This is a genomic window from Paenibacillus nanchangensis (assembly GCF_046543445.1).
In the GTDB taxonomy this organism is placed as follows: Bacteria; Bacillota; Bacilli; order Paenibacillales; family Paenibacillaceae; genus Paenibacillus_AQ; species Paenibacillus_AQ nanchangensis.
This window is the reverse complement of the sequence record NZ_JBHOFD010000004.1, coordinates 48192-60771: the sequence shown is the minus strand read 5'-3', so window position 1 is coordinate 60771 and position 12580 is coordinate 48192. Positions and strand designations below refer to the sequence as shown.

12 protein-coding genes are annotated in these 12580 nt (G+C 57.3%); 11 read left to right on the top strand and 1 reads right to left on the bottom strand.

Annotated features, from left to right (window positions below; all coding sequences use genetic code 11):
* The first annotated feature begins 178 nt into the window (after positions 1-178).
* The 9 genes from def (at position 179) to spoVM (ending at position 9404) form a co-directional block, all read left to right on the top strand.
* Positions 179-664 (top strand): peptide deformylase, encoded by a 486-nt coding sequence (gene def, locus ACE6ED_RS03965; protein ID WP_410825671.1) that lies wholly within the window; start codon positions 179-181, stop codon positions 662-664.
* Between the two features lie 6 nt (positions 665-670).
* Complete coding sequence (gene fmt / locus ACE6ED_RS03960; RefSeq protein ID WP_410825670.1) at positions 671-1615, top strand: methionyl-tRNA formyltransferase; 945 nt, start codon at positions 671-673, stop codon at positions 1613-1615.
* Entirely contained in the window at positions 1612-3117 is a 1506-nt protein-coding gene (gene rsmB / locus ACE6ED_RS03955) for a 16S rRNA (cytosine(967)-C(5))-methyltransferase RsmB (RefSeq protein ID WP_410825669.1), read from the top strand. Before fmt ends, rsmB begins: the two co-directional genes overlap by 4 nt.
* A gap of 125 nt (positions 3118-3242) precedes the next feature.
* Positions 3243-4283, top strand: a complete 1041-nt coding sequence (rlmN, locus tag ACE6ED_RS03950; RefSeq protein ID WP_410825668.1) for a 23S rRNA (adenine(2503)-C(2))-methyltransferase RlmN — start codon at positions 3243-3245, stop codon at positions 4281-4283.
* Between the two features lie 6 nt (positions 4284-4289).
* A complete protein-coding gene (locus ACE6ED_RS03945) occupies positions 4290-5057 on the top strand; it encodes a Stp1/IreP family PP2C-type Ser/Thr phosphatase (RefSeq protein ID WP_410825667.1) in 768 nt (255 codons plus the stop codon).
* Positions 5058-5063: 6 nt separating this feature from the next.
* The gene (gene pknB, locus ACE6ED_RS03940) at positions 5064-7385 is read left to right on the top strand and encodes a Stk1 family PASTA domain-containing Ser/Thr kinase (protein ID WP_410825666.1); all 2322 of its coding nucleotides are present in this window, start codon (positions 5064-5066) and stop codon (positions 7383-7385) included.
* Between the two features lie 166 nt (positions 7386-7551).
* Positions 7552-8457, top strand: coding sequence for a ribosome small subunit-dependent GTPase A (rsgA, locus tag ACE6ED_RS03935; protein ID WP_410825665.1), 906 nt, complete (start codon positions 7552-7554; stop codon positions 8455-8457).
* 2 nt (positions 8458-8459) lie between these two features.
* Positions 8460-9134, top strand: coding sequence for a ribulose-phosphate 3-epimerase (gene rpe, locus ACE6ED_RS03930; protein ID WP_410825664.1), 675 nt, complete (start codon positions 8460-8462; stop codon positions 9132-9134).
* 189 nt (positions 9135-9323) lie between these two features.
* Positions 9324-9404: a stage V sporulation protein SpoVM gene (spoVM, locus tag ACE6ED_RS03925; protein WP_006675261.1), complete on the top strand. Its 81-nt coding sequence runs from the start codon at positions 9324-9326 to the stop codon at positions 9402-9404.
* 119 nt (positions 9405-9523) lie between these two features.
* On the opposite strand, the gene rpmB is transcribed toward spoVM, so the two are convergent.
* Complete coding sequence (gene rpmB, locus ACE6ED_RS03920; RefSeq protein WP_025334690.1) at positions 9524-9712, bottom strand: 50S ribosomal protein L28; 189 nt, start codon at positions 9710-9712, stop codon at positions 9524-9526.
* Between the two features lie 191 nt (positions 9713-9903).
* Here rpmB and ACE6ED_RS03915 point away from each other — a divergent pair, with 191 nt between their 5' ends.
* Positions 9904-11679, top strand: coding sequence for a DAK2 domain-containing protein (locus tag ACE6ED_RS03915; protein WP_410825663.1), 1776 nt, complete (start codon positions 9904-9906; stop codon positions 11677-11679).
* A gap of 32 nt (positions 11680-11711) precedes the next feature.
* The gene (locus ACE6ED_RS03910; RefSeq protein WP_410825662.1) at positions 11712-12578 is read left to right on the top strand and encodes a DegV family protein; all 867 of its coding nucleotides are present in this window, start codon (positions 11712-11714) and stop codon (positions 12576-12578) included.
* Positions 12579-12580 lie beyond the last annotated feature (2 nt).

The window sequence follows — 12580 nt, the reverse complement described above, 5'->3', positions numbered from 1 at the left end:
GCCCCGCTCCACCTGTAGGTCATTCGTTCAGTCTTTACGGACTACCGTTGAACTCCGAAAAACCGGCAACCGGAATCCCCAATTGGCCGCAGTGACAGCTCCGCTTCACCTGTCCTTTTAGTTCAGTCTATATAGACTGGATTTAACAAACAACTGATTACAGGAAGGTGCGATCCAAATGGCAATCCGATTGATCGTGAAAGAGCCCGATGAGGTTCTGCACAAGACGGCCAAAACCGTAACGAAAATTACCCCCAATGTACAAAAGCTGCTGGACGATATGGCCGATACGATGTATGACGCGGAAGGTGTCGGCCTGGCCGCGCCGCAGGTGGGGATACTGAAACGTCTGATCGTGGTGGATGCGGACGAGGAGCACGGACTCATCAAAATGATCAATCCGGAAATTGTGAGCACTGAAGGGGAGCAGTTTGGCCCGGAAGGCTGCCTCAGCATCCCGGGACTGAATGGCGACGTCCGCCGTGCGGAGACGGTAACGGTGCGGGGACTTGACCGTGAAGGCAAAGAGATTACGGTGACGGCGAGCGGACTGCTGGCCCGCGCGTTTCAGCACGAGATCGATCATCTGAACGGGGTGCTGTTCACGGATATCGCCGAGAAGCTGTACGATATTACGACAGAATCCGGCAATGACGGGGAGTGACAAACGATGAAAATCGTGTTTATGGGCACGCCGGCTTTTGCTGTGCCCTGTCTGAAGATGCTGGCCGAGGAAGGGTATGAGATCGCGGCCGTCGTTACGCAGCCGGATAAACCTCAGGGACGCAAGCGGGTGCTCACGCCGTCGCCGGTGAAGACAGCGGCGCTGGAGCTCGGCCTGCCCGTGCTTCAGCCGCAGCGGCTGCGCAGCCCTGAAGCGGTAGCCGAGCTGGCGGCCTATCAGCCGGACCTGATCGTTACCGCTGCCTACGGCCAAATTTTGCCGAAGGCGGTGCTGGAGCTTCCCCCGCGCGGCTGTGTGAATGTGCACGGCTCGCTGCTGCCGAAATACCGGGGAGGCGCTCCGGTGCAGCGTTCCATTATCAACGGGGAAACGGTGACGGGAATTACGCTGATGTATATGGCCGAGGGGCTGGATACGGGCGATATGATCTCCCGCGTAGAGGTGCCAATCGACGAAGAGGATACGTCGGGCACGCTGTTTGAGAAGCTGAGCGCGGCCGGGCGTGATCTGCTCCGCGCCGAGATGCCGCGGCTGCTGGAAGGGCCGGTCGAAGCTGTGCCGCAGGATGATTCGCAGGCGACCTACGCGCCGAACTTGACGCGCGAGGATGAGCGCATCGACTGGTCGGCGGAATCCCGCTCGATTTATAACCGGGTCCGCGGGCTGGTGCCGTTCTCCGGCGCGTTTACGCTCTGGAACGGCGAAGTGTTTAAGGTATGGGCGGCTGCGAAGCCGGGACCGGACGCTGCCAGTACGGGCGGCGGAGCCGGGCCGGGCACCGTGCTGCAGGTCAATGACCGCGGCATCCTGGTGAAGACGGGTGACGGCAGCCTGCTGCTGACAACCGTCCAGCCCGCGGGCAAAAAAGCAATGGATGCCGCCGCCTTCGGCCGCGGCGGCCTGCTTGCGCCCGGCACGGTGCTGCAATGAGCCGCGCGGGTGACGGCGGCCGGGAGGGACGTCAGGCCGGCGTCCGCCCCGGCGCGGGCGGTCCCGCGCGCGGGAAGGGAGCTGCGGCTTCCGGCGGCAATTCGCGCGGCGGTTCCCGCGGCGGATCGCCGTCCCGCCGGCCGGCAGCCGCTACGGCCCGCGGCGTGGCGCTGGACGTGCTGCTCCGCGTAGAGCAGGAAGGCGCGTACAGCAACCTGCTGCTTAACGCCAGCCTGCAGAAAGCGGGTTTGTCCCGGGAAGACGCCGGACTGGCGACGGAACTGGTCTACGGTACGATTTCAAGACAGCTTACGCTGGATTATATTCTTGGCGGCCTGGTGTCCAAAGGACTGAACAAACTGGAGCCGTGGGTGCGGAACCTGCTGCGCCTGAGCTTGTATCAGATTGTATACTTGGACCGGATTCCGCCGCATGCAGCGGTCAGCGAGGCGGTTAACCTTGCCAAGCGGCGCGGCCACCAAGGCGTCGCCGGAATGGTGAACGGCGTGCTGCGGAGCGCGCTGCGCGCGGGCACACTGCCGGTCATCCCGCCGGATATAGATGCCGCCGAGCGGATTTCTATCCGGCATTCGCATCCGCTCTGGATGGTGCAGCGCTGGATCCGCCGGTACGGCGAAACGGTGACGGAGGCGATTTGCGCGGCAAATAACGAGCCGCCATCTGCCAGTGTCCGGGTGAATACAACGATGTACAGCAGGGACCGTCTGCTTGAGGAGATGCGCGCCCAAGGTCTGGATGCGGCACCTTCCGATGTGAGCCCGTACGGCATTGTTGTTCGCGGAGGCGGCAACCTGGCCCTGACTTCCTGGTACCGCGACGGCCTATTATCTGTCCAGGACGAGAGCTCGATGCTCGTGGCGGAGATGCTTGCGCCCGAGCCGGGGATGCAGGTCCTGGACAGCTGCGCGGCGCCCGGCGGGAAGACGACGCATATGGCTGAGCTGATGCAGGATCGGGGCAGCATCGAGGCCAATGACCTGCATCCGCACAAAGCGAAGCTGATCGCGGATCAGGCGGAGCGCCTGGGTCTTGCTTCCGTACACGCCGTCAGCAGCGATGCGCTGGAGTTGGCCTCAGTGTACGAACCGGGGACCTTCGACCGGATTCTGCTGGACGCCCCGTGTACCGGACTTGGCGTTATCCGCCGGAAGCCCGATTTGAAATGGCGCAAGACGCCCGAAGATGTGGACGCAATCGCCGGGCTGCAGCGAGAGCTGCTGGAGACCGTATCGGGACTGCTGAAGCCGGGCGGGACGCTGGTGTACAGCACCTGTACCATCGAATCCGAAGAAAATGAGGAGGCCGTAGCGGATTTTCTGAGCCGGCATCCGGAATTTTCAGTGGATACGGAGAATTCCGGGGTATGGCAGCGCATCGGCGGAGCGGTGATTTCCGCCGGCGGAGGCCTGCAGATTTTGCCGCAGCATTTTGGGAGCGACGGATTTTTTATTGTGAAGCTCAAGAAATCGCCAGTTGTTTAAGCCCTTTTCCGACCCGCCGTGCGCGCACGGCGGGTCGCTCTTTTACCGTCTTCCGTTTCTGTGTTAGAATAGGAAGGATGAAAATGAATAAGCATACAAAAAACGAAAGTACAGGTGCGATATCCATGAAACCTTTAATATATGATTACAGCCTGGAGGAGCTCCAGGCCTGGGCCAAGGAAAATGGCGAACCGGCGTTCCGCGGCGGACAAATTTTTGACTGGCTGTATGTGAAGCGGGTGAACAGCTTTGAGGAAATGAGCAACCTGCCGAAGACGTTGAGGCAAAAGCTGGAGGACCAGTTTATGATCTCGGCGCTGAAGGAGATTACCAAGCTGGAGTCGAAGGACGGCACAGTCAAATTTCTGTTTGGCCTCCACGACGACCATGCGATCGAGACGGTCATCATGAAGCATAACTACGGCAACAGCGTCTGTGTTACGACCCAGGTCGGCTGCCGGGTCGGCTGTACCTTCTGCGCTTCGACGCTTGGCGGACTGAAGCGCAATCTGACAGCCGGAGAGATCGTCGCTCAAGTCGTAAGATCCCAGCAGATTTTGGATGCCAGAGGCGAACGCGTCAGCAGCATTGTCATCATGGGTACAGGCGAACCCTTCGAGAATTACGAAGCGACAATGAGGTTCCTCCGTTTGATGATCCACGAAAAAGGGCTGAACATCGGACAACGCCACATCACGGTATCGACAAGCGGCATTGTACCGAGCATCTACCAGTTCGCCGACGAAGACACGCAGATTAATTTGGCCATTTCGATTCACGCGCCAAACGATGCGCTCCGGTCGAAGCTGATGCCGGTCAACCGCAGATTCCCCTTCGCCGAGGTCATGGAATCGCTGCGGTATTATCAGGCCAAGACGGGCCGGCGGATCAGCTTTGAATATGCGCTGATCGGCGGAGTCAACGATCAGCCCGAGCACGCCGAGGAGCTGGCTTCGGTGCTGAAGGACATGCTGTGCCATGTCAATTTGATTCCCGTTAACCATGTGCCGGAGCGCAAATATGTAAGAACGTCGCGCAACGATATTTTCCAATTCCAGCGGATTCTATCGGAACGGGGCGTTAATGTAACCATCCGCCGCGAGCAGGGACATGATATCGCGGCCGCCTGCGGCCAATTGCGGGCCAAACATTTGGAGTTGAGGTGATCGTCATTGATCAGAACAGTTCATGCCAGCGATGTCGGCCGGGTCAGAGCCGTCAATGAAGACTCGGTGTGGGTAGGGCTTACGCGCGGCGGCTATACGCTGGGCATCATTGCCGACGGAATGGGCGGACATCAGGCGGGAGACACCGCCAGCAAGCTTGCGCTGGAGACTGTAAAGCAGGGGCTGGAGGAATTGCAGCCGGATGCGGACACGGAAGCGATGCGGAGCGCCTTGGCGTCCGCCATTTTGCAGGCCAACGATACCGTGCACAGCGAGGCGGCGCGGGATGAGAAGTATCACAATATGGGGACCACCGTGGTCGCCGTGCTTCTCAAAGAAGCCGAAGGCTACATCGGCCATATCGGCGACAGCCGGGCGTACAAGGTTAAAGATGGAATGGCACGCCAATTAACCGAAGATCATACGCTGGTCAATGAACTGTTCAAGAACGGGCAGATCAGTCAGGAAGAGCTGGAGAGCCATCCGAGACGCAACGTGCTGACGCGTGCGCTCGGTACCGATCCGGAAACTTCCGTCGATCTGGCGCCCGTCTCTCTTGAACCCGGCGAGCTGCTGCTGCTGTGCAGTGACGGCCTCAGCAGCTTCGTCAGCGCCGAGCATATCGGCAAAGTGGCGGGTATCCGGGAGATCACCCTGGAAGAAAGAGCGGACCGATTACTTCAGCTGGCGTTATTAGCCGGCGGCGGCGATAATATCAGCGTCGCTATGTTGGAACATCAAGATGAGGCCGCCGTGCCGAATGCAAAGGAGTGAGTTTTTATGATCGGTCACGAATTGGGCGGCCGCTATCAAATCATAGAGCGGATCGGCGGAGGCGGAATGGCGCTTGTCTACAGGGCGCACGATATTTTGCTGAACCGGAACGTAGCAGTAAAGGTTCTTAGGGGCCAGTTTGTGCATGATGAGGAGTTCATCCGCCGTTTCAGGCGGGAAGCCCAATCGGCCGCTTCGCTCTCCCATCCGAACGTTGTCAGCATTTACGATGTCGGACAGGAGGACGAAACGCATTATATCGTCATGGAATATGTGGAAGGCAAAAACTTAAACGAAATCATTAAGGAACGCGCGCCGCTGCAGGTGGATGAAGCGGTCCGGATCGCCTCGCAGATTTGCGATGCCCTCGAACATGCCCATCAAAGCGATATTATCCATAGAGATATTAAACCCCATAACATATTGATCGGGCGCAACGGACGGGTGAAGGTGACCGACTTTGGCATTGCGCGCGCCGTGACTTCAACGACCATTACACAAACGGGCTCCGTTGTGGGTTCGGTTCATTATTTTTCCCCGGAACATGCCAAAGGCGTCGCAGCCGGCGCCAAGTCGGACCTGTATTCGCTGGGGATTGTCCTCTACCAGATGCTCACGGGAAACCTGCCTTTTCTTGGCGAAAGTCCAATCAGCGTAGCGCTGAAGCATTTACAGGAAGAATTCGAGGAGCCGCGTGTGCTGAATCCCATGATTCCGCAGAGCGTGGAGAACATTATTTTGAAATCCATGCGCAAAAATCCCGACGAACGTTATCAATCGGCCAAAGAAATGCTGCGCGATCTGGAGACCTGCCTGCTGCCGGAACGCCGTTCGGAGGCTAAATTGCAGTTTGACGAAGAAGAGGATGAGGACCGCACCCGGATTATGCCGGCTATCAAACCGATGCCTGGTACGGTTCCCGTGCGGAGCGGCAGCGGAAGCGGAAGTGAAGAACGGATGCGGGCCGCAGATACACCGGCTGCTACACCGCCCCGCAAGAAGTGGGTAAAGCCGTCCATCTGGATTGGTTCCACGCTGCTTCTTCTGGCCGTTATGTTTGGGATTGTTTGGTATGTGAACGCCAAGCTGGTCGTTCCGGAGGTGCAGGTTCCGAAGGTCATTGGTCTTACGGAACAAGATGCGCGCGCCAAACTCGAGGAAGCGGGGATTGATGTCGTCGAGCCGGTAACCCGGGAATACAATCCGAACGTTACCGAAGGATACGTGTTTAAGCAGAGTAAGGAACCGGAGAGTATGGTCAAAAAAGGCTACGATATTATATTGACCGTAGGCGCCGCCAAACCGCTTGTCAAAATGACGGATGTTACCGGGATGAGTGAAGAAGAAGCGGTGCAGGCCCTGATCCAGCAGGGGGTCGAGGAAAGCCGGATCAAACTGGATCCGCGTTATAACGAAGAGACGCCGGAAGGCGATGTGATCAGCCAGGATCCGGCCGCGGGCAGCGACTATGATCCGGATACTGCCGCCGTCACGCTGATTGTCAGCAAAGGGAAAGAAAGTGTGGAGATGCCGGATCTGAAGAATCTGACGGTCGATCAGGCCAAGCAGAAGCTGGAGAAGGCGGGTCTCACATTAGATGAAATTCAAGAGGAAGCCAGCTTTGAATATGAAGCGGGCAAGATTACCGCACAGTGGCCGTATGATCCGGGAGCTGAAGCAAGCCCTGGCGAAAAAATCAAGGTGACCGTCAGCACGGGTTATCCGCCGGAAGCCTTCCGTTATACATTCAACCTGCCTGTGGAGCCCGTGGAACCGGGCGGCAGAACGAAAATCCGGATCGAATTTGCAGATGCCCGCAACAACGGGGAGAAGCAGGAATGGGGCACGCGGACGGTCGGCAAGCGCCAGACGCTTGCCATAGAGATGCTGCTGGCGCCTAACAAAGACGGGGTTGTGTACGTGTATCATGATGGAGAATTTTTTGATACGTACCCGGTAACTTACGTCGACGCCAAAAACGGCACAGTTCCGATTCCGCAGTTCACCGAAGAACCGAGCCCTGAGCCTACACAGACACCGGAGCCGACGCCGCCGGCCAGTCCGGAGGCAACCGTTGATCCGGCAATGGCGCCAGGTGCTGAAGGCACGGAGAACGGAGAAGGCGGCGGGGACCAGACCGGCGAAAATCAGACCGGCGGGAACAACGCAGCCGGCAACAATGCCGCCCTGAATGGAGAAGCCAATGCCGGCGGCACAGAGCTTGCTTCCAACCAGGTTGGCGGCCAAGGGAATGGCAATGGCAAAGGAAACGGCCACGGTAATGGTAAGGCTGCAGGAAAAGGCAACAATAAAGAACATAAAGAGTAAGGAAGCAAAGAGTAAAAGAACCAAGGCCCCAAAAAACCAAGCACCACCATGAAGAATAACAGCCGCTGCGGCTGACCCATCCCGGCTTGCGTATGATGAATGCGCAAGCCCTCATTCTTCATAACCCCTATTCATAACTTCTAATAGAGAGGAAGGCTTGTAATGTATGCCTGAAGGGATTATCGTAAAAGCGCTAAGCGGCTATTATTACGTCAAACCTCTGCGTGACGGCAGACCGGCTGCGGAAGAGGAGTCTGTCCAATGCCGGGCGAGAGGCATATTCAAGAAGAAAGGTGTCTCCCCCCTGGTGGGTGACCGGGTCGTGTACGGCATCACCGAAAACGGGGAAGGGACCGTGGATGAAATCAGTCCCCGCACCTCGGAGCTGATTCGTCCTCCCGTAGCGAATGTGGATCAAGCCGTTTTGCTGTTTTCGGTAAAAGAGCCGGATTTGAATCTGCAGCTGCTGGACAAGTTCCTCGTCCATATCGAGCATGCCGGTCTGGATACGCTGATCGTGCTGACGAAACGTGACTTGCTGGATGAAGACGATTCATCTGTAGAAGAAGCCAAGGCGCTATACGAGCGGATCGGCTACGAAGTGCTGGTAACGAGTTCTTTGACGGGGGCGGGCAAAGAACCCGTGCTTGAACGGCTGGAAGGCCGGATCAGCGTGTTCGCCGGCCAATCGGGAGTCGGCAAGTCCTCGCTGCTGAACCGCCTGGTTCCAGGCCTTGGGCTCGAAACAAGCGAAATCAGCCTGCGTTTGGGCCGGGGGAAACACACCACCCGCCATGTCGAGCTGATGGATATCGGCGCAGGCGGATTTGTGGCCGATACGCCCGGCTTCAGCCAGCTGGACTTTTTGGAGCTGGGTGTGGAGGAGCTGTCGGCCTGCTTCCGCGAGTTTGTTCCTTACGCGGCAGACTGCAAATTCCGGGGCTGCAGCCATCTGCACGAGCCGGGTTGCAAAGTGATCGAAGCGCATGCGGAGGGCGTAATCGCTGAGAGCCGATACGAGCATTACAAGCTGTTTTTTTCGGAAATGAAAGACAAGAAGCGGAGGTACTAGAGATGATCATTATGGCACCCTCGCTCCTGTCGGCGGATTTCGCCGCACTGGGAGCCGAAATGAAAGACGCGGAGGCATCCGGCGCGGACTGGATCCATGTTGATGTAATGGACGGCCATTTTGTGCCAAATATTACGCTTGGACCGGCAATCGTCAAGGCGGTGTCGGCGCACACGTCGCTTCCGCTTGATGTGCATCTGATGATGGAAGGACCGGAGCGGTATCTGGCCGAGTTCGCCGCGGCCGGCGCTTCGGGTCTGACCGTGCATGCGGAAGCGTGTGTCCATCTCCACCGGACCGTGCACCAGATCAAGGAGCTGGGCCTCCGGGCGGGCGTTGCAATCAATCCGGGCACACCGGCGCTGGCTGTCAAAGAGGTGCTGGAGGATGTGGATCTGGTTCTGGTGATGACGGTAAATCCCGGGTTTGGGGGGCAGGCGTTTATTCCCAAGACGCTCGGCAAAATCCGGCAGATCCGCGAGTGGGCGCTGGAGTCGCATCCCGACCTGCTGATTGAAGTGGATGGCGGCGTTGCGGAGGAAACGGCGAAGCTGGTGGCGGAGGCAGGCGCTAATGTGCTGGTCGCCGGGAACGCCGTATTCGGCCGTAAGGACCGCGCCGGGGCTATCGCCGCGATCCGTGCTGCAGCGGAGTCCGGAACAGCAGCGGACGCATGAACCGGTCCGGAATAGGCCAAGTTCCGGCGGCATAAATATGGTTACATGAGCTTGAAACTCATGTAGCCTTTTTTTTGTATTCAAGCCTGGGAGCGGGGGCGATTCCATGAACGGATTGTGGCAGACTGTTACCAGAAGTGGGCGCAGAGCATAGTATAAACCGAGGGTAGAACGATGGGAGGTTGAAGAATGAAATTCTACACATTTAAGCTGCCGAAATTTTTGGGAGGCTTCGTCAAAGCGATCCTGAATACGTTTCAGAAGAGCTGACCGCTTCCAGGCCGGAGGCCCGCCCGGCTGCCGGCGGAGATGTGCGGGCAAACGAAAAAAAGCACCTTACGCAGTAAGGGTGCTTTTTGCTTTCATATGGGCATTTAGAAGGGCCGAAATTATACGCGCTCTACCTTGCCGGATTTCAGAGCACGGGTGCTCACGTATACGCGCTTCGGTTTGCCGTTTACCAGGATGCGAACTTTCTGAACGTTCACTCCCCAGGAGCGGCGATTGCGGTTATTCGCGTGGGACACGTGGTTACCGCTGCTTGGTTTCTTACCAGTGACTGCACATTTGCGGGACATCGATTACACCTCCTTGTTTCGTAACCCTGCATAAAACAATACTTATATATAATATCACAGCAAAATTTGCTTCGTCAACTGCTTCAAAAACATTTATTTCTGAAGTCTCTTATAGTACAATAAAGGTTAGTGTATTATGTCCAGTTCATGAGAGCAATGATATGGCATGAAGTTAGGAAGGGGAATTCTCATTGAGTAAGCGTTCTATAAATGGAACAGATTTCACCGCGATGGTGCTCACCGGCGCGGATCAACTGCAGCAGCATGCGGAACACGTCAATTCCCTGAATGTCTTCCCCGTACCGGATGGGGACACAGGAACCAATATGAATCTGACGATGACGGCCGGAGCGAACGAGCTGCGGAGGAACAATACGGCGTCTGTAGGACAATGTGCGGGCGTGCTGTCCAAAGGTCTGCTGATGGGCGCCCGGGGCAACTCCGGCGTCATTCTGTCTCAGCTGTTCAGAGGCTTTGGGCGTTATGCGGCCCAGTATGACGAGCTGAACGCACAGCAGTTCGCCGCTGCGCTCCAGACAGGTGTGGATACGGCCTACAAGGCCGTTGTAAAGCCGGTTGAAGGCACGATCTTGACCGTTGCCAAAGAAGCGGCCAAGCATGCGGTGTATTATGCCCGGCGCAACGCGGATGTCGTCGAGCTGATGACGGAAGTGCTGGCCAAAGCCAAAGAAGCGCTTGCGCATACGCCGGAGCTGCTGCCTGTCCTGAAGCAGGTGGGCGTCGTGGATTCCGGCGGGCAAGGACTCGTGTATATCTATGAAGGTTTCCTTCAGCATCTGACAAGCGGTGCAGGGGGTGCCCCGGTTTTCACGCCGGCTCCAGCGCCGCAGGCGGCAGCGCCTGCTCCTCAGCTGCGCAAGGAACCGGCCGCTGTTCCGGCCGTGCCCGCGTCGGCGCAATCCCAGCTGTCCACCGAGGATATCGAGTTCCTGTACGATATGGAGTTTTTTATCAACCGTAAGCTCGGTGCAGGACCGGCATCGGTATTCGATGAAGATCAATTCAGGAAAGCGTTATCCCAGAACGGCGATTCCATCATCGTAATTTCCGATGACGACACCATCAAGGTGCACGTCCATTCCAAGGCGCCCGGCGAGGTGCTGAATCTGGCACTGCGGTTTGGCGAAATTACTCAAATTCACATCCTGAACATGAGAGAGCAGCACCGTGAGCTGCTGACTGCAGGCATGGATATCGCTCCGATGCCGGAATTGTTTGCGGACATGCCCGCTGAAACGACGAGCGTTCCCGCGCCTGCCGTTCCGCCTGCCGACGACCTGGCGCCTTTCGGTTTCATTGCCGTCTCGTCCGGTCAAGGCATCGCCGATATTTTCAAGAGCCTGGGTATTGACGTCGTCCTGTCCGGCGGACAAACGATGAATCCGAGCACCGAAGACTTTGTGAATGCTATCGCATCGATTTCGGCGGGCCATATTTTTATCCTGCCCAATAACTCCAACATCGTTTTGGCGGCCCAACAGGCCAAAGAACTGCTGGAGGGAGAACGCGAGATCACGGTGATCCCGAGCAAAAGCATTCCGCAGGGCATCGCCGCCGCATTTGCGTTCCAGGAGGACGAACCGGTTGAGGCGAACGCGGAGAACATGCTGGAAGCGATCCAGCGGGTTAAGTCCGGCCAGGTGACACATGCGGTTCGCGATACGCTGTATGAAGAACTGGACATCAAAGCGGGTCAATTTATCGGAATTTCGAATTCGAAAATTGTCGCTGCGGCGGAGGACCTGCTGTCCGCCTGCCAAGCCCTTTTGTCTCATATGATGGTGAATGGCGATGAAGTGGTCACCGTCCTGAAGGGCGAGGACAGCACGCCGGAAGCGACGGCACAGCTTAGCGCATGGCTGAAAGAGACGTATCCGGAAGCTGAAGTCGAAATTCATGAAGGCGGACAGCCGCTCTATTACTATTTATTTTCCGTTGAGCCGTAAAAACGGCAGAAGAAGCGCAGGGGAGGCAATCCATGAACCTTACCGTTATCGTTACTGACAGCACCTCGGATATACCGCCGGAAATGGCCAAATCGCTCGGAATCGAGGTTGTGCCGCTCACGCTTATGTTCGGCAGTGAGGCATTCCGGGATAATGTGGACATTACGCCAGAGCAGTTCTACGAACGGCTGCCGCGCGTATCGCAGCTGCCGACAACGTCGCAGCCGTCGCCGGTGGAGTATATGAACGTCTATCGCGGCATCATGGAGCGGTTTCCCGGGAGCGCGATTCTTTCTTTTCATATTTCGTCCGGCCTGAGCGGGACTTACCAGTCCGCCATGCTGGCCAAGTCGATGCTGGAAGAAGAAGGGGAGCGGATCACCGTAGTGGACTCCTTGTCCGCTTCCTACGGTTTCGGTATGATGGTTGTCCATGCCGCGCGACTGGCCGCGGAAGGCAAGCCGCCTGAAGAGATTTTGCGGTCTGCGGAGGAGCTGCGGCAGTCCAGAAAGCTGTATTTTCTGGTGGACACGCTGGAATATTTGCAAAAAGGCGGGAGGATCGGCAAAGCGTCCGCCATTCTTGGCACACTCCTGAATATCAAGCCGATTTTGTCCATCGACAAAGAAGGCATCATCTACGCCGTCGAAAAAGTCCGGGGCCGCAAGAAAGCGGTCGCCCGGATGATCGAACTGTTCAAACAGGATTTACAGGGCGTTGACAGGGTCAACGTCGCAGTAGGTCACACGGCTGAACCGTCTTCAGCCGAAGAATTCCTGACCGAGCTGTCAGGGCATTTCAAGCTGGAAGAGAAAGTGCTGACGAACGTGGGACCTGTGGTCGGCAGCCATGTCGGCAACGGGACCCTGGCCGTATTCATTTGGCCCGCCGGCAAGTAGAG